Origin of the sequence: Streptomyces sp. P9-2 (genome assembly GCF_051903975.1) — a bacterium.
GTDB lineage: Bacteria > Actinomycetota > Actinomycetes > Streptomycetales > Streptomycetaceae > Streptomyces > Streptomyces cellulosae.
In genome coordinates, this window is the sequence record NZ_CP192633.1 from 3,859,330 (window position 1) to 3,875,540 (window position 16,211).

Sequence of the window (16,211 nt, forward strand, 5' to 3'; positions counted from 1 at the left end):
GTGGATGGACGTGGCAGTGGCCAGGCGCTCCTGGTAACTGGTGCTGTCCTGTGGCTGGGCCAGAGAGTGAGGTTCCTTGAGCAGCAGCCGTCAGACGCCGAGCCCTGTATCAGTTCCACAGTCGACGCCAGCATTTTGCATCCCGCTGCAAGGACCCGGTGCTCCTTCCTAGTGCCGCATCAGGCAACGTTCGCCCTGCTGACCACCTCGCGTAGGCGCTCGTCGGCGGCGTGCTTGTTCCGCCAGATGATGTAGCGGCGGATCATGCTGCCCTGGGCCTTGTGGCTGGCGTGGTCGGTGCCGTCGAGGGCGAAGTAGCGCAGGGCGGTGAACTGGGCCTCGATCCGGTTGAGCCAGGAGCTGTTGGTGGGGGTGTAGGCGATCTCGACGTTGTTCGCCGAAGCCCATGTTCCGACCCGCTGGCAGCGCTTCGTTGTCAGGTGCGGCGAGTAGTTGTCGCAGACGATCGCGATGCGCACGTCGAGCGGGTGCAAGGAGCGCAGGTAGCGGCAGAACTCCAGGAACGTGGAGCGGTTCTTGGCCTTCTTGATGTGCCCGTAGAGCTGGTCCTTGGCGAGGTCGTAGGCGGCGAACAGGTGCCGGACGCCGTGCGGGCGGGTATAGGTGGCCCGCCGCCGGGGTCTGGGCTCGCGGTCTCGGTCCTTGCCCTTGCCGCCGCGTTCGGCCCACTGCCGGCCGGGGTGGGGCTGGAGGTTGAGCGGGCCGAACTCGTCCATGCAGAAGATGACTTCGGGCTCGCCCTCCTCGGGTGTGACCTCGCCGTCTGCGATCGCGTAGAGGTGCTCGACGCCGGCCTTCTTGGTCGCGTAGTCGGGGTCGCGGGAGGTCTTCCAGGTCTTCACGCGTTGAAAGGAGACGCCCTCCTCGCGGAGCAGGACCCGAAGGCCCTCGTGGCTGATGTCGTCGACCACCCCCTCGGCGACCAGGAAGTCGGCCAGCTTGGCCAGGCTCCAGGTCGAGAACGGCAGGCCGTGCTCGACCGGCTTGGACTTGGCGATCTTCTTGATCTCGCGCCGCTCCGGGAGGGTGAACGTCCTCGGCCGCCCGCCCCGGTATTTCGGGTAGAGCGCCTCGAAGCCGTCGGTGTTGAAGTTGTGGATCACGTCGCGGACCCGGTCCGCGCTGGTGAACGTGACCTCGGCGATCTTCGCCACGGGCATGCGCTGGGCGGACAGCAGTACCGTCTGGGCCCGGCGCCAGGTCACCACCGACCCAGTTCCCCGGCGGACGATCCGCAGCAGCCGTCTGCCCTCGTCGCCGTCGATCTCACGGACCTGCACGCGTTCAGCCACGTGATCATTCTGACGGCCCGGTGCCGCCCCGCACAGCAACCGGGCGACACATCACGACGAGGCGAACGTTTCCTGATGCGGCGAACGTTTCCTGATGCGGCACCCCCGGATCAGGCAACGTTTGCCTTGTAATCGGCGGCGCGTCGGCCGGAATTGCTGCGCCGTAGGCGTGACCGCGGCGGGAGCGGCACGGCGCTGGGCGGCAGACCGCACGTCGGCGTCGCGCCGTGTCAGGAGCTGCTCACGGTGCCAGGGCTCCCCAGGTGCCGGGCGAAGAACCGGATCGAGCTGTCGATTTCGAAGGACGGAATTCCGAAGTGGCCGCCGGGGTTGGCGTGCAGGGTCTTCTCGGCGGAGCCGAGTGCGTCGAACAGCTTCATGACGGAGTCCCGCGGCTGCCCTTCATCGTCCCACTGCAGCACGTACTCGACCGGGACGGTGATCCGTGCGGCGGTGTCGGTGAGCCAGTCGCTTGCGATGAGGCCGAGGACCGCAGCCTTGATCCGAGGTTCGGCCGCGACGAGGCGGATGCCCGCCTCACCGGCAGCGGACAGGCCGTAATACCCGACGGGCTGGCTGTCGCCGACGGAGTCCAGCTTCTGGAGTGCATCGAGGGTGGTCTGCCAGTCGGGTATGAGCTGCGACGCTACGACTTCGTAGAGGGCGGGCCATTCTGGGCCGACGGGCTCGCCTGCCGCCTTTCGTTCGTCGATGACCGCGACCAGCCGCCGGATCTCCGGGTGCTCCGGCCTGTCGCCGGTACCGGGCGCGTCGATCGCGGCGACCGCGAAACCGCAGGAGGTGACGTAGGGGAAGGCTCGGGAGACGACCTCCCAGCCCTTCTTGTGCTGGCCGCCGCCGTGCCCGATCAAGACCAGCGGACGGGGACCGGAGCCCTCGGCAGGCGTCCAGAGCACCCCGGGGATGTCCCCGATAGCGAAGAGCTGTTCGCGGATGCCGTCAGCGACGGTATCTGAGGTGATGCGCATGGCGGGATTGAATCGGTGTTCCCGCTGACGCGGCCAGTTGATTATCCGGGCGGCCGGGCCGGAGACAATGATGTCCGGCGCCGGTTGATCTCCCGTCGCCCGGGCGCGATCGGCCACGCCCGCGGGGCTGCCATGCTCACGCCATCGGCGCAGCGATTCCGACCGACGCGCCACCGACTACTGAGGCAAACGTTGACTGATACGGCACTAGCGGAGTCCAGCAAACACCACAGCCGCGGCCGTCCCGCCCAGGATGGCGCCCACGATGACCTGCCCCATCGTGTGGTCCCGCAGCGAGACCCGCGACCACCCCACAGCGGCGACGCCGAGGAACAGCAGCGCGGCCCACCACCCGTACGCCACGGTGATGACGACCGCGACGCCGGAGGCGACGGCGGTGTGGACGCTGACCTTCCACCAGACGGTGACGGCCATGGTGAGCAGCAGTCCGGCGATCATCGCGGCCACCAGGGCGACGACCTCGCGGGGCGCGTCGAGCGCCAGGAGCAGGCCAGTGCCGACGAGGACGGAGCCGAGGGTGACGAACAGCGGGAGCCACCGCTGCGTGCGTATCTTGAGGTGCTTGTCGGTCCACCGGCCCCGGCGGACACCCGCGACGATGTAGGCGATCGGCAGGCCCCCGCAGAAGGTGCCGGCGAGCAGGCCCCAGCCGACGCCCTGGAGGGAGTTGGTGGAGTGCCAGCCGATGACGAGCAGGACGCCGATCACCAGGTTGGCCGGTGCCAGGACCTCGGTGACGAGCCGGGCGGAGCGCCGTTCGGCAGGCGCGGCTGCGGCGGGCGGCAGTGGTGCGGTGGTGGCGGTCATGCCGGTATCTCCTCGAGGTGGGCGCGGAGGAAGTCCTCGGTGGCGCGGGAGTGGTAGGCGGCGCTCAGGGTGGTAAGGGCCCGGATCTCGGTCGCGAGGTCGCGGCCGCCGCTGGCCGGGGGCATGGCCTCGCCTGAGGCGGTGACGCCGCGGAGTCGTTCTTCGCGGGCGACAGCGAGCCAGCAGGCTTCGGCTGTGATGTCGGCGTGTGCGCCGATGAAGCCGAAGGAGGTGGCGTGGTCGTAGGCGCGGCCCCGCAGTTCGGCGGGCGCGTGGTCGGCGAGGGTGAGGATCGCGTCGCGGATCTCGATGGTGCGCCGGTACAGCCGCTGGTGCGTGCGTCGGGGATCGAGGGCGTCGACGAGCTGAGTAGGTGGTGTCTCGAGGCGCGTGTCCGGGACGGCGTCCGTGAGCGTGCGCCACAGGGGGTAGAGGCCGACGAGCTGCCGATGGGCACGAACCCTGGCGAGAATCCGTGGGAAGGCGGGAAGGGTGCTGCCGAGCACGATCAGCAGCAGCGCGATGAACAGCAATCCGGTGCTGAGAGCGTGGTCGGTGTTTTTGCCGAGCAGGCTGCTACCGGCGTAGTCGACGACCAAGGCCACGATTCGGTGCACGGCGTAGATGAGGCCGACGGCGGTGCCGCTTCCGATCAGGATCAAGCCGCGCCCGACGAGTCCGCTGTCAGGCCGGCGACCCCAGCGGAAGCACAGCATCGTCGCGCTGAACAGGGCCGCGCCGAGATAGGAGGTCCAGACGACGCCGTACGCGACGATCGTGGCGTGATCGGCGTAGTCCGTGAGGAGGTCCTCGGCCTGGTGGGGCTGGGGAGTGGCGAAGAAGCACGCGGCCAGCAGGACGACGGTGACAACCGGGACGGCCTTGTGGAGTCTGGAGGCGCGCATCCCGGTCTTCGACTCGGCCATGTCGGCGACAAAGGTGAGGACCGCTGCCGCGGCGACGGTTCCGCAGATGTGCTTGACCAGGAACGACAGGTTGGTGACGTGCAGGTGCCCGTCTACTGCTGACGCGATGGCGACCGGCCGCACCGTCATGGCCAGGGCGAGGGCTGCGAAGGCGAGCCACAGGCTGAGACGTTCAGGTCTCTGGAAGGCGGAGCGTGCCCGCCAGAGGGTCACGGCCCAGAGCAGGGCCGCTGGTATCGCGTCGATCATCTGTCCGGATTTCAGGAGTCGCTGAGCGCGTCGTTGAGTCGACGCAAAGTGCTGGGGGTGGTCCGATCGCCTGTCCCGCGCAGAGCCGCCCGCGTTGCGATGAGGCCGGCCAGCGTCTCGGCGCTGCGCTCCTCCGCGGTTTCGTAGCTCGTCCGTCCGAGGACGCCGGTCACGAGCTCGGCGTCCAGGTGCCTGAAGGCCCGGCCGAGCGTCTGGCGCGGTGTGTGCCCGAGGAGCATGTGGCTGACCTCGTGCAGGACGATGTGATCCCGGTGGAGCGGACTGGTGGCGTCCTCGACGATGATGTGGTCCGCCTTGTCGGTCGCGATCCAGGCTCCGCAGGGCAGCTCGTCGCCGGGCATTCCGGGGAAGCTGTGCAGGTGGATCGGCTTGCCGCGTTTCTTGGACACGCGGGCGATGAGTTCCACAACATCGAAGGGATCCGGAAGGTCGAGGTCGTCCAGGACGGACTCGAGCCGCATTCCGTGATCTTGGGAGGGCCGCGAACGACTGGTTTTCATCTGCCCTCCGAATTCGCTGTCCGAGACGTCCGGCCTTGCTGCCGTGACGCCGACGGCGAGTATATGAATCGTTTCCGGCCGCACATTCGGAGGGGTGGCGGCCAGTACGGCGAAACGGGCAAACCTGTATAAATGTCTCGACGAAGCAGATCTAAAGGGGCGTCACTTCGACTCGTCGTGACGTTCGCCACTGGAAATTTCATTGACGGTTGAATCATCCTCCGTCATGCCGAGGCCCTCGAGTTCACGGGCTCGTTCGATGAATTCGGAAATGATCTTCAGGCTCTTGTCGGAGAGTCCGGAGGCGCGCAGGGCCACCGATCTCACACCCGCGTCGCGCATGGCGGCGAGCGCGTCGAGTTCGGCGGCGATCTTCTCCGACTCCGCGTCGTCGAAGAAGTAGGCCGGCTTCACCCCGAAGAAGGTGGAGAGGGCCTCGAGGTGCCGCTTGGTGGGGTTGTCCTTGGCGCCGGTCCGCAGCTGCCAGATGTAGCTCGCCGAGATGGTGGGGCCGCCTTGTCTGCGGATGCCCGACGCCACCTCCTCGTAGCTGTAGGGGCCGCGACCCTTCGGGTGGACGGTAACGAACAGGCGGTCCAGGCGGTCGGCGAGCGTGGCCCCGCTCCCCTCCTGTGGTGCAGGGGGAGTGTTCTCGTGCTCCATCGTGGCCGTCCTCCGGTCGCGTCGCGCCTTCACTGGGGTGAATGAAGGCTCCACTTTCATTTTCGCTGGTTGACAGTGGGGCCCCGTCTGAGTCTAGTGTGGCCATCGTGCCATCCACCCATGAAAACGGTCCACGCCGGGGTGGGGCCGAACGACGATGCCCGGGAGCGCCAACTCCCGGGCATCCGTCGGCCGCCCTCGCCGAGGGCAACCAAAGATCCGGGGCTGCGTGGCCGGCTTGCAGGCAACAACCACGCAGCCCCGTCCATAAGGACGGAGTATCACATGCACCCACCCAGCAGGGGAATCCCGGCAGCTCACACGCGGAGTCCGCGCCGGCGGCCTCAGCGTCACGGCGTCCGCCGGGAGGACTGAGATGGCCCGCATCCGCACGGTCAAGCCGGACCTGTTCGTCAACGAACGGGTCGCGGCTTGCTCGGTCACCGCGGTCGTCACCTACATCGGCCTGTTCACCCAGGCCGATGACCACGGACGGCACCGGGACAACCCCGCCATCATTGCCGGAGTCCTGTGGCCGCTGCGCGCCGAGCACAGTCCCATACACGTCGAGGAGGACCTCCAGCAGCTCGCCGACACCGGACTGATCTGCCGGTACACCGGCTGCGACGGTAAGCGGTACCTGCACATCACCGGCTGGTACGAGCACCAGAAGATCGACCGGCCCAGCCAGTCACGCCTCCCGGCCTGCGTCGGCCACCACAGCGACAAGAGGTGCGGTCCCTGCAAGGGCATCTGCGCCGAGGCGGACGCGAAGGCTCGCGGACTCCTCGTCGAACCCTCGCCGAACGTTCGGCGAGCCCTCGACCCGGGTGCCGCACCGCTCAGCGGCCTGCCCGACGACCGCACCACGGCGGCGACGGGCGCTGGAACCCCGCAGGCCGCCGACACCGAGGAGTCCAGCTCCCCAAGCAGGGAACTCACAGGTCAGAGCCGCTTCGACGAAGACTCGCCGAACACTCACCGAGGGCTCGGCGAAGCCTCGACGTCCGGATCCAGGATCTTGGATCCTGGATCTTCTTCACCTACGGGGCGCACAGCGCCCGACGCCACGACCGCCGGGAACCTCCTCGCCGAGTACGTGGGCTCCTGCGGCCAGCGCCCGCCGAGTGACGTCCTCGGACACCTCGGCCGCCTGCTGAAGAAGCTGCTCGCCGAAGGCATCGACGTGGACCACATCCGTGCCGGCCTCGCCCGGTACACCGAGATTCAGGGCCACCCCTCCCGGCTGCCGAGCCTGGTGAACGACGCCATGAACGCCCGCGTCCCCGCCCAGGCCGGACCCCGGACCGGCACGGCCCACCGGGCGTGGACCAACCCGGTCGACGCGGCCTCCGCCTACGCGGAGGAGCTGTGATGAGCCGCGAGCCCGAGCTCCTCGGGGCCGGAGCCCTCCAGCGACTGCAGCGGATCCTCGCCGCCCGGGGCATGAACCCACAGGACCTCCCCGCGGCCCCTGCCGACGCCCAGCCGTACACGGCACTGGCCCTGCTGGAGGCCCGACTGCCCCCGCGCTACCGGACGGCCCGGGCCGACCACCCCGACGTGCTGGCCTGGGCCCGCGACGTCATCGCCCAGGCCGAAGCACCGAACCCCGGCGCGCGCCAGCAGATCACCACCGGCCCCAGCCTGCTCATGGCCGGAGTCACCGGCGCGGGCAAGACCCACCAGGCGTACGGTGCTGTCCGGGCCCTCGCGGAGGCGGGCCTCGTCCTGCGGTGGCGGGCCACCACGGCCGCCGACCTGTACGCGGACCTGCGCCCCCGCTCCGGCCACGACACCGAGCGCGAACTGGAGACGGTCAGCCGCTACCCGCTGCTGATCCTGGACGACCTCGGCGCGGCCAAGGCCTCCGAATGGGTCGAGGAGATCACGTACCGGCTCATCAACCGCCGCTACAACCTGATGCTCCCGACGCTGATCACCACCAACCTCGCCATGCGCGACCTCCGCGACCAACTGGGCGACCGCGTCGCCTCCAGGCTCGCCGAGATGACCACCCGCGTCACCTTCGAGCCCGTCGACCGCAGACGCCGCCACGCCGCCTGACCTCGTCAGAGCGCGCACCGCAACACACCCAGACCATGCACCCTCCGCAGACGCATGCCCGCGCGCGGAACACCACGGAGCAACAGCCCTGATGCACGACACCCCGAACCCCTCGGCCCAGTACCGCCTCCGCGGGGACCAGACCTGGCAGGCCCGCGCCGCCTGCCAGCCGTCCGAACACCACCAGCCCGACCCCGAGTGGTTCTTCCCCGAGGCCGACGAGATCGACAAGATCGCAGCGGCCAAGAGGCTGTGCGCCCAGTGTCCCGTCCGCCGCGCCTGCCTCGACGCCGCCCTGGAAACCAACGACACCTTCGGCATCCGAGGCGGCCTCACCGAGGAGGAGCGCGCCTCGATGCACAGCAAGATCGCAGCCCGCCTCGACCGCCGCCGCGTCGCCGAGGCCCTCGCCGGCCGCGACGTCCACCTCACCCACGCCGAACGCCAGGCGGTGATCCGCGCCGCCTACCTCGGCGGAATCCCCCCGGAGCGCCTCGCCTGGATCCTCCAGGTCACCTTTGAGCACGCCCAGAAGGTCTACCGAGCCGAACGTCGAGCCCACCGCAACCGCGACCTCAGCCATGACCAGGACGCCACCAGCGGTAAGGACCAGCCTGGCAGCTACAGGACAGCGGCATGACCAGCACGACGCCGACAGCGGCGCGCATCAACGGCTACGACCGCGCCGCCATCATCGCCCTCGGCGGCGCGGGCTGTGCCCTCTCCTACGACGCCCTGCAGCAGATGGCCGCCGCCATCCACGTCCGAGGCCTGCTGACCTACCTCTTCCCTCTGGTCATCGACGGCTTCATCGCCTACGGCGTCCGTGCCCTCCTGGTCCTGAAGAACGCACCCCTGCGTGCCCGCTTCTACGTCTGGACCCTCTTCGGCACCGCTACCGCCGCCAGCATCTGGGCCAACGCCCTCCACGCCGTCCGCCTCAACCAGCAGACCGACGCCCCTGGTCTCCAGCTCGGAGACACCGTGGTCGCCGTCCTGTCCACCATCGCCCCGCTCGCCCTGGCCGGAGCCGTCCACCTCTACATCCTCATCGCCCGCGACCCGAGTGTCCGGACGGGCTCCGGGCGGACACCGCTGTCGGGTCCTGGGCCCAACTCCGGACAGCCGACCTCGGTCACGGTCGGCCGGGACAGGGCTCCTGGACAGGCGCACCGTCGGAGCCCCGGTGTCCCGGTCACCGGTCAGCCCGAGCGTCTCCGACTGCCCGAGGGGACAGACACCGAGTCCGGCGGACAGGCAGCGGCCGAGGGCCGGCGGACACCCGGCCCCCTCGGACAGGACACCCGCCGCCCGACTGGCCAGCCGGACACCTTGCCCGCCTCGGACACCAAGCCGCAGAACACCGAGAGGGGACGGCCCGCCACCGGCTCGGACAGGACACCTTCCGCTCCCGGGCAGCGCGGCCACCTGCACGGACACCCGGACAACGCCGAACTCCTCCGCATCGCCAAGGACGCTGTCCGAGCCAAGGAGAAACTCACCCGCCGGGTGGTCGCCGACGCCATCCGCGGTCAGCAGATACCGCTGTCCAACGACGCCCTGACCGCCCTCATGGTCCAGCTGCGCGAAGAACTCGGACAGCCGGCCAGCACCTCCTGACTCAGGGGCGGGTGACCGGACAGCCGGACACCCGGCCGGTCACCCGCCCCGGTCACCGGACAACATTCCTCTCACCGAACCGATTTCGCCGGAGCACCCCGTGCGCACCACCCCTGCCACCGCAGCCGAGGTCGACGCCTGGCTCACCGTTCTGCACCACTACGGCCACATCCACCACGTCCAGCCCCATCCCGACGGAATTTGGGCCGTCCAGCGCCACCCAGGACAACGCCCCTGGACACTGCACGCCCCCGTGCTCGCCATGGACTGGATTGAGGACCTCGTCCGCGAGACCACCGAGCGCCAGCCGGACAGCAACCGATGAGCCGGCCGACCTCCACCGCACCTGACGACGGTCCCGAGCGTGACCACCCCACGGCCACCGGCCGAGCAAGCTATCCCGTACGACACTCCTACCGGGCGACGTACGGACCCGTCCCCGCCCAGGGGGACGAGGACGGAGCGGCGGGTCTCCGGGCGAGGGCGCCCGAAGACCCGCCGGCGCAGAAGGCACCTGGCCCGGGGGAGGATCAGCACGCCCACGCCGTAACCGCCGTCGCGCGCCAGCCGCGTCGTCGTACCCGCGTAGCGAAGCCGCGCCACCGCGAGCGGTTCCTCACCGTCCGCGTCAACGACGACGAATACACCGAGATCACTGCCGAAGCCCGACGCCGAGCAGTCACCACCGCTCGCTACCTCGCTGCCGCCGGTCTCGCCGCCGCACGCGGAAGCGTGTCCCTTGAACCGAACGAACACCGCGACGCGCTGGTGGATGAACTGGCCGCCCTGCGCACCCAGCTCGCCAGGGTCGGCAACAACCTCAACCAGCTCACTCGCGCTGCCAACAGCGGCATGGTCCCTCACCTGGAGGAACTCGCTCCGGTCCTCGCCCGAGTGCGCGGCGTTGTCCACCGCATCGACCAGGCAGCCGACGCCCTGGTCACCCGGCGGCCCGCATGAACCCCAACGTCACCCGGGGTAGCCGCACGCACGGTCTGCTCGCTTACCTCTATGGCCCCGGGCGCCACAACGAACACACCGACCCCCACCTCGTCGGTAGCTGGGACGGCTTCGCGCCGGATCCCGGCCGCGACCCACAGACCACGGTCAAGCACCTGGCCACCGTCCTCGACCTCCGCGTCAAGCAGGCCGGCGACCGCGCTCCGGCCAGGCACGTCTGGCACTGCTCTGTACGGACAGCCCCCGAGGACCGCCACCTGACCGATGACGAGTGGGACATGGTCGCCCGCCACGTCCTCCGTGAAGTCGGCATCGCGCGGGACGGCGACCCCGACTCATGCCGCTGGGTCGCCGTCCGGCACGCCGACGACCACATCCACATCGCCGCCACCCTCGTCCGAGGCGACCTACGCCGCGCCCGCATCGACTGCGACTGGCCCAAGACACAAGCCGCGTGCCGAGCTCTGGAGAAGCAGCTCGGCCTGCGCCGCCTCAATCCTGGAGACGGCACCGCCGCCAAGCGCGCCACCGCAGCCGAACGCCGCAAGGCCACCCGCACCGGTCGCCCAGAAACACCCCGCGACACCCTCCGCACCGCCGTACGCCAAGCCCTCGCCGGAGCGGCGACCGAAACCGAATTTCTCCGCCGCCTCCAGGACGCCGGCCTGCGCACCAAACTCCGGCACGCCCCCTCTGGTGACCTCCTCGGCTACGCCGTCGCCCTCCCAGGAGACCGCAACGCCGACCAACAGCCGGTCTGGTTCTCAGGCTCCACGCTCGCCCCTGACCTCTCCCTCCCCAAGATCCGCACCCGCCTCCGGAACGCAGCCGAGGGTGCCACCGGGACGACCCCGGACGCACCGCCCCAGCCCGCGACCGCGCGCCGCCGAGCCGCCACAGTCATCGAGACGACCCTGGCCACCCTGCACGCGGATGATGACCAGGCCGCCGCACTCCTGCCCGCCGTCGGCGAAGTCCTCGACGCCCTCGTAGCCACCTCAGCCCCCGCTACCCGAGTCGAACTCCTCACCGCGGCAAGGGCCTTTGAGCGCGCCACCCGCAGTCACATCCGCGCCGAACGAGCCGACCATCGAGCCCTGCGCTCAGCCGCCCGTGGCATCATCCACGCCGGCGCCGCCCTCGGCCGAGGCGAGGACGGCGGCACCACCGCCATGGTCCTGTCCACCCTTGTTCTCACCACCCTCGCAGCAGCCCGCTGGCACGCTGCCCGAGGCCATGCTCAACAAGCCGCCGCCGCACGTCAGACCGCTGTGCATCTCCGCGCGGCCTACCGACAGGCGGCCGCCACACCGATCAACAACCTCCGCGGCCAAGGGCAGCAGCTACCGGCCATGAACTGGCGCCGCCAGCACGAAACCATCCACGACATCCTTAGCACCACGACCACCCCGATCCTCGGCCCTCAGCAGCCTATGCACGCCCTGAACGCCACCCTCGCCTCGGCCGAAGCCGCAGGTCACGACTCTCGATCCCTCCTGCGTCAAGCCGTCGACCTCCGCGAGCTCGATACCGCCGTCGACATCGAGCAGGTCCTCGTCTGGCGCGTCCGCCGCCTCGCCGACCTACCTGCAGAGCCCAAGCTCCCGCGAGCCCGCGCTGCCGGGGCGACTACCGCGCGCCCCGCCATGGCAACCCTTGAACAACACCGACGCCACAATCCCGGCCGATGAGCACGGACCTACCACCGAGGATCCCTTCATGGAAAGGCCCCACAGTGAACAGAACGATTCCGCGCCCCACCACGACCCAGCATGCGCAGCTTCCGACGGCCGAGCACGGTTCGCTGCTGCAGGTTTGGAACGCCATGGAGCCTTCAACGGGGCCGACGGCGATCCGCGTCATTGGACACCCCGGCGAGTACCCCCTCGGAGGTATCCCGGTGCTGTGCTCCGCGTGTGACGCGCGGCGGGACTGGCTGTTCATCAACCAGGGACGCCACGTCTGGATCCGATGCCGCTGCGGGCATCACTGGGCCGAGCCGGAGATCACCAGAGCGGACTTCGACCACCTCCTCCGACAAGCGCAGCCGAACCGGATGCACTACCCGACGGTCGCGGCAGCCATGGCTGACCTCGGCTTCGACGGAACATTCGCCGGCCTGTACCTGGGCTGACAGACCGAAGGCCGCCCTGCCGAAGGAATCGGCAGGGCGGCCTGAAACGTGAAGACGACCGAGAGGAAAGGGAGGAATGACGTACGGGCGGTAGACCCTCAGACCCAGGCCAAGGACTCGGCCACCGGTCGGGGCAGGTAGTCGGCCTGCCCCGCCTCCGCGATGTAGACGGCACCGTCATGCGACACGATCTGCGGGGCCACGAAGTGCGCGAAGGGCCAGTCCGGCTGAACAGCCAGGCGGACCTGGAGGTCATCCGGGAGACCCTGCAGCGCCTGCACCAGGTCGCCGACGGTGAAGTGATGTGACATGAGAGCGAATTCCTTGATTGATGGTGAGCGTGGAGCAAGAGGAGTCAGCCGAGGCGGAGCAACTCCCGAAGAGCGGGGAACGAGTCCGCGTGGCCGGCCAGGTGCGCCTTCCGGCTCTCGCTGACGTAGCCCTTGATCGGATTGCTCATTTGCCAGTCGCCGCACGAGCAGGCGGCCGACGAGTACGCCCGGCCGAACAGTCGGGATGGCACGGCTTGCCCGTCGTTGTGTGCCGGTGCTCGGCGGGACAGACGGAACCGTCGGCGTGGTGGTTGATCAGAGGAGCGGTATGACGCATGTCGCCTCGTTCGATACGGGTGGGTGGTGGCCGCCGGGGCTGAACAAGCCGTGGCTCGCATGCTCGTTGACCTGCTCTTTTCCGGACACTCGTACGTTGACATGGGTGCCGCCTGAAGTCGTAGTCGTTCCTGGGGCAGTACGTCTGCCTTGAGCGAATCGGGCCCCACGGTGCATGGACTACCTACCTCCTGAGAGAAGCCGAGGACCGTTTCCCGAGGGCCGACGTCACGGGCGGCACGGACTGCTCCGAAATCGAGGAACGGACCTGGCCGGTCGTCGAGGAGGACCTACCGGTCATGGTGGACGCAGCCCGCGGCGAACGGGCGTGGGTTGCCTCCAGGACGTCCGGGACGGGCCCCTCGGCAGGCTCGAGCCCCATGCGACGTTGTGCCGCGCGGTAGACCGCGTAGCCACGGCGTAGTCCTGCTGCCACCAGGTAGATCTCGCGCGCGTGCGCGGAGGGTACGGGTGCCTCCCGTACCTGGACGACGAGGCGGTACTGCACCTCTGGATCGACGTAGACCTTCCGGAACCCTCGCAGCGAGCCCTCCAAGGGCAACCAGTCGTCACTGCCGTGCACCAAGTCCTGCAACTCGACCAGCGCCAGGTTGCGCACGTGCGCCGGCAGCGCCCGCAGATCGGAGAGCGCTTCGGGATGCGCGGCGAAGCCGAACTTCGCCGCGCTCACCGTGTCCTCCACCGGGGCTGGGGTGGGGGTGGAACGCTGGGCGATTGTTCGCAGAAGCGATAAATGCCTGCGCCAAGATTTCCTTCTTCGAGGAACACTCGTACCGGGAGGGAGGAAGTGCCGAGCGCAGCCGCTACGACGTACGCCTCCGCTTCGTCCGTCCACGTCTCCTGGACGAGATCCTGGTCGGCATCGGAGTTGCTCACGCGGTGGTCTCCGCAGTCGGCTCCGGGGCGGACAGCAGTCGGTGCGCGGGTCGCGAAGGGCTGGTGGTGCAGGCGGCGAACGGACCGTCCGGAGCGCGGAGTTGCGCCATGGTGTGATCCAGATGGTCACGGTGCCATGTGGCCGGACCGGTGAGACCGGCCTCCACATCGGTGAGCTGCTGCCAAGCCAGCCACAGCCCGTGCAGCCGCGCGACCGCTTCCGGGTGCTCGTGCCACCTCGAACACCAGGGCCGCGTGCTGTTGACCTCCCGGCCGTATACGGGAAGCAGCAGGAGGTTGACCCAATCGGCCAGCGCCTGCAACTCGGCTGTGTAGGCGTCGCCGCCCAGCGCCAGGATGAAGACGGATGACGGGTCCGCGGGCGAGGTCCGCGGGTGAGGATTGGACGTCTCCGTCCCAGCCTCGGAAGCCAGTCGATCCAGGAGAGTGCCGTGCCGGTTCACCTCGTTCACCGTTCGAGCGAGGGTCGATGCGAGATCTTCCAGATCTCCGTCGGCCAGGCGAAAGGCCTCGGGGGAGGCCGCTGGACGGTCAGACATCATCGGTGCTCCAGTACAAGTGCGATTGCGGGCGGGTGTTCAGCGTGTGGCGCCGCGTACAGCGGGCTGGGGCCGGTCGGCTGCTGGAGAGTGGGTGGACGATGTCATCCCGGGCACCGGCGACGGGGAACGGCGCAGAGTGATGTCGGGTGCGGCGGCTACTGCATGCCCCTCCGCCCGCAGATGGCGGAGCGCGACAGCCGACATGGCTACCGCTGTGCGGTCAGGGGTGTCGGTGGGGAAGGCGAAGAGGTCGACGCTCGCTCGGTACTGGAAGCCGTGGTCGAGGAGGATGGCCTCGGCGCGGGGCAGGCCGTTGGTGACGGTGGCGATGATCCCGAGGCGTGGGTGCCGGCCGAGCACGACGTCGGGTTCCCGGCGAGGCTTCGGGGTCACCCGGGGAAGGATTCCGGGTGGGGTGGCGACCGAGAGACGGGCCTCGTCGAGGACGGCGACGGCCTGGGCGAGGCGGGTCGTGTCGAAACGTTCGGCGCGGCTGCCGGTGAAGGCGTGGAGACTCTGGCCGGGGAGCGGCTCGAAGCCGGTGTTCTCAAGAGTCTCCGGGGCGAGGCCGGGCCGCAGGCGGGCGGTGAAGCCGTACGTGGTGTGGACGCCGATGGAGATGTCGGGCTGGGTGTTCAAGGTGTTGCTCCGCGGGAGTGTGGGCGGTCAGGGCAAGGGGGTGTGACAGCAGGCCACCGGCGGATCGAGGAGTCGAAGGGCGTGGGCAGCTTGCTGGGGCACGACTCCGTTGCCGAGGGCGGTGAGTTGGGCGGGGCGGCCGAGGCCGGGCGTGGCCGTGACCCAGCCGGTGGGGAGGCCTTGCATCCACTCGACGAACGCCGGGCTCAGACGCCCGCCCGCGTCGGTGGGGGTGGGCGCTGGTCGGGTGAGGGATTCCCAGCGAGCGACGGCGGTGGCGTAGCGGCCCCATCGGGTGTCGGCCCGCTGTTCGGGGACGCCCAGAGAGGCAGGACGACCGCCGAGAGCGGCGGCCTCCAACCGGGGCCGGGGCGTCGGCCTGGAGTTCCGTTGTCGCTCGCTCGGGGAATGGGCAGCAGGGAGGCCGCGGCGCTGGGCAGGGTCATGTCGCCGTTGCCGTGTCGCTGGCGCGGGGAGCCCTTCGTGCCGTCCGACGCCTTCGGGGTGGGCAGCAACCACTCGACCTCGTCGGCGAGGTTCGGGCCGTGGCCCCCGAGCCGTCGCTTCGTCGGGTGCTGGCTGCCGCCGTTCGTGCCCAGGTTCCCGGTCGGGGTCTTCAAGAGGTTGCTGGGTGCGGGGCCAGGCGACGACGAAGACGCGTTCGCGGCGGTGAGGGGCACCGACGGCGGAGGCGGGTAGCACGAGCCACCGAGCGTCGTACCCGAGGTCGGCCAGGGAGCCGAGTACGGCGCCAAGTGCGCGCAGAGCAGGCTGGGCTGGCTGGTCTCCCAGACACCACGGGCAGGATTCCACGTCGCCAGAGAGGTGGGCGGGTGCGGTGAGGATGCCACGGACGTTTTCGATCACCACCAGGCAGGGGCGGAGGGCCTCGATGGCACGGGCGACGTGCAGCCAGAGGCCGGAGCGGGTATCGGGAGCGAGGCCGGCTCGGCGGCCGGCGACGGAGACGTCTTTGGCAGGGGAAGCCCGCGGTCAGGACACAGACCTTCGGAACGCCGGTCCAGTCGACCGTCGTGACGTCGCCCAAGTTGGGGACGTCGGGCCAGTGGCGGGCGAGGGTGCGGGAGGCGTTCGGGTCGTTGTCCGCGTGCCAGGCGACGGTGCCACCGAGAACGTCCTGGACTGCGAGGTCCAGGCCGCCGTAGCCGGAGCAGAGCGAGCCGATCAGCCTGGGCGGAGCGGACGGACTACCGGGCGTTGTGTCGGTCGGCAT

General features: G+C 69.5%; 19 protein-coding genes and 1 pseudogene. 8 read left to right on the forward strand and 12 right to left on the reverse strand.

The window, feature by feature from the left end; genetic code table 11:
• Window positions 1-179: 179 nt before the first annotated feature.
• The 6 genes from ACQY0Z_RS17645 to ACQY0Z_RS17670 all read right to left on the reverse strand — a co-directional run bounded on the left by ACQY0Z_RS17645 (window position 180) and on the right by ACQY0Z_RS17670 (window position 5,489).
• Window positions 180-1,313, reverse strand: coding sequence for an IS630 family transposase (locus ACQY0Z_RS17645; protein ID WP_439812514.1), 1,134 nt, complete (start codon window positions 1,311-1,313; stop codon window positions 180-182).
• 230 nt (window positions 1,314-1,543) lie between these two features.
• Window positions 1,544-2,419 (reverse strand): alpha/beta hydrolase, encoded by an 876-nt coding sequence (locus tag ACQY0Z_RS17650; RefSeq protein WP_439812515.1) that lies wholly within the window; start codon window positions 2,417-2,419, stop codon window positions 1,544-1,546.
• Between the two features lie 90 nt (window positions 2,420-2,509).
• Window positions 2,510-3,130, reverse strand: a complete 621-nt coding sequence (locus tag ACQY0Z_RS17655; RefSeq protein WP_189901523.1) for a hypothetical protein — start codon at window positions 3,128-3,130, stop codon at window positions 2,510-2,512.
• On the reverse strand, window positions 3,127-4,305 hold the full coding sequence (locus ACQY0Z_RS17660) for an MAB_1171c family putative transporter (protein ID WP_189901521.1): 1,179 nt from the start codon (window positions 4,303-4,305) through the stop codon (window positions 3,127-3,129). The genes ACQY0Z_RS17655 and ACQY0Z_RS17660 overlap by 4 nt, the downstream gene beginning before the upstream one ends.
• Before the next feature lie 11 nt (window positions 4,306-4,316).
• Window positions 4,317-4,787 (reverse strand): ParH-like protein, encoded by a 471-nt coding sequence (locus ACQY0Z_RS17665; RefSeq protein ID WP_439812516.1) that lies wholly within the window; start codon window positions 4,785-4,787, stop codon window positions 4,317-4,319.
• 201 nt (window positions 4,788-4,988) lie between these two features.
• A complete protein-coding gene (locus ACQY0Z_RS17670; RefSeq protein WP_189901519.1) occupies window positions 4,989-5,489 on the reverse strand; it encodes a helix-turn-helix domain-containing protein in 501 nt (166 codons plus the stop codon).
• Window positions 5,490-5,865: 376 nt separating this feature from the next.
• Between ACQY0Z_RS17670 and ACQY0Z_RS17675 the strand changes: the two genes are divergently transcribed.
• The 8 genes from ACQY0Z_RS17675 to ACQY0Z_RS17710 all read left to right on the forward strand — a co-directional run bounded on the left by ACQY0Z_RS17675 (window position 5,866) and on the right by ACQY0Z_RS17710 (window position 12,270).
• Window positions 5,866-6,864, forward strand: a complete 999-nt coding sequence (locus tag ACQY0Z_RS17675; protein ID WP_189901518.1) for a hypothetical protein — start codon at window positions 5,866-5,868, stop codon at window positions 6,862-6,864.
• Window positions 6,864-7,556 (forward strand): ATP-binding protein, encoded by a 693-nt coding sequence (locus ACQY0Z_RS17680; RefSeq protein WP_189901516.1) that lies wholly within the window; start codon window positions 6,864-6,866, stop codon window positions 7,554-7,556. The genes ACQY0Z_RS17675 and ACQY0Z_RS17680 overlap by 1 nt, the downstream gene beginning before the upstream one ends.
• 91 nt (window positions 7,557-7,647) lie before the next feature.
• Window positions 7,648-8,196, forward strand: coding sequence for a WhiB family transcriptional regulator (locus ACQY0Z_RS17685; RefSeq protein WP_189901514.1), 549 nt, complete (start codon window positions 7,648-7,650; stop codon window positions 8,194-8,196).
• Window positions 8,193-9,176: a DUF2637 domain-containing protein gene (locus ACQY0Z_RS17690; RefSeq protein WP_189901512.1), complete on the forward strand. Its 984-nt coding sequence runs from the start codon at window positions 8,193-8,195 to the stop codon at window positions 9,174-9,176. Before ACQY0Z_RS17685 ends, ACQY0Z_RS17690 begins: the two co-directional genes overlap by 4 nt.
• Window positions 9,177-9,276: 100 nt before the next feature.
• Complete coding sequence (locus ACQY0Z_RS17695; protein ID WP_439812517.1) at window positions 9,277-9,501, forward strand: hypothetical protein; 225 nt, start codon at window positions 9,277-9,279, stop codon at window positions 9,499-9,501.
• The gene (locus ACQY0Z_RS17700; protein ID WP_189901508.1) at window positions 9,498-10,136 is read left to right on the forward strand and encodes a MobC family plasmid mobilization relaxosome protein; all 639 of its coding nucleotides are present in this window, start codon (window positions 9,498-9,500) and stop codon (window positions 10,134-10,136) included. The genes ACQY0Z_RS17695 and ACQY0Z_RS17700 overlap by 4 nt, the downstream gene beginning before the upstream one ends.
• Window positions 10,133-11,827, forward strand: coding sequence for a relaxase/mobilization nuclease domain-containing protein (locus ACQY0Z_RS17705; protein WP_189901506.1), 1,695 nt, complete (start codon window positions 10,133-10,135; stop codon window positions 11,825-11,827). The genes ACQY0Z_RS17700 and ACQY0Z_RS17705 overlap by 4 nt, the downstream gene beginning before the upstream one ends.
• Before the next feature lie 44 nt (window positions 11,828-11,871).
• Window positions 11,872-12,270, forward strand: coding sequence for a hypothetical protein (locus ACQY0Z_RS17710; protein ID WP_189901504.1), 399 nt, complete (start codon window positions 11,872-11,874; stop codon window positions 12,268-12,270).
• A 98-nt stretch (window positions 12,271-12,368) separates the two neighbouring features.
• Here the strand turns inward: ACQY0Z_RS17710 and ACQY0Z_RS17715 are convergent, their stop codons facing one another.
• From ACQY0Z_RS17715 to ACQY0Z_RS17740, 6 genes and pseudogenes are all read right to left on the reverse strand, one after another.
• Window positions 12,369-12,581, reverse strand: coding sequence for a hypothetical protein (locus ACQY0Z_RS17715; RefSeq protein ID WP_189901502.1), 213 nt, complete (start codon window positions 12,579-12,581; stop codon window positions 12,369-12,371).
• Window positions 12,582-13,062: 481 nt separating this feature from the next.
• On the reverse strand, window positions 13,063-13,569 hold the full coding sequence (locus tag ACQY0Z_RS17720; protein WP_439812518.1) for a type II toxin-antitoxin system RelE family toxin: 507 nt from the start codon (window positions 13,567-13,569) through the stop codon (window positions 13,063-13,065).
• Window positions 13,570-13,771: 202 nt separating this feature from the next.
• Window positions 13,772-14,338, reverse strand: a complete 567-nt coding sequence (locus ACQY0Z_RS17725; RefSeq protein ID WP_439812519.1) for a DUF4913 domain-containing protein — start codon at window positions 14,336-14,338, stop codon at window positions 13,772-13,774.
• Window positions 14,339-14,374: 36 nt separating this feature from the next.
• Window positions 14,375-14,977: a hypothetical protein gene (locus ACQY0Z_RS17730; protein ID WP_189901498.1), complete on the reverse strand. Its 603-nt coding sequence runs from the start codon at window positions 14,975-14,977 to the stop codon at window positions 14,375-14,377.
• Window positions 14,978-15,004: 27 nt separating this feature from the next.
• Complete coding sequence (locus ACQY0Z_RS17735) at window positions 15,005-15,889, reverse strand: DNA cytosine methyltransferase (RefSeq protein ID WP_439813369.1); 885 nt, start codon at window positions 15,887-15,889, stop codon at window positions 15,005-15,007.
• A gap of 121 nt (window positions 15,890-16,010) precedes the next feature.
• Window positions 16,011-16,211 (reverse strand): annotated as a pseudogene (locus ACQY0Z_RS17740) (hypothetical protein); the annotation flags it as partial.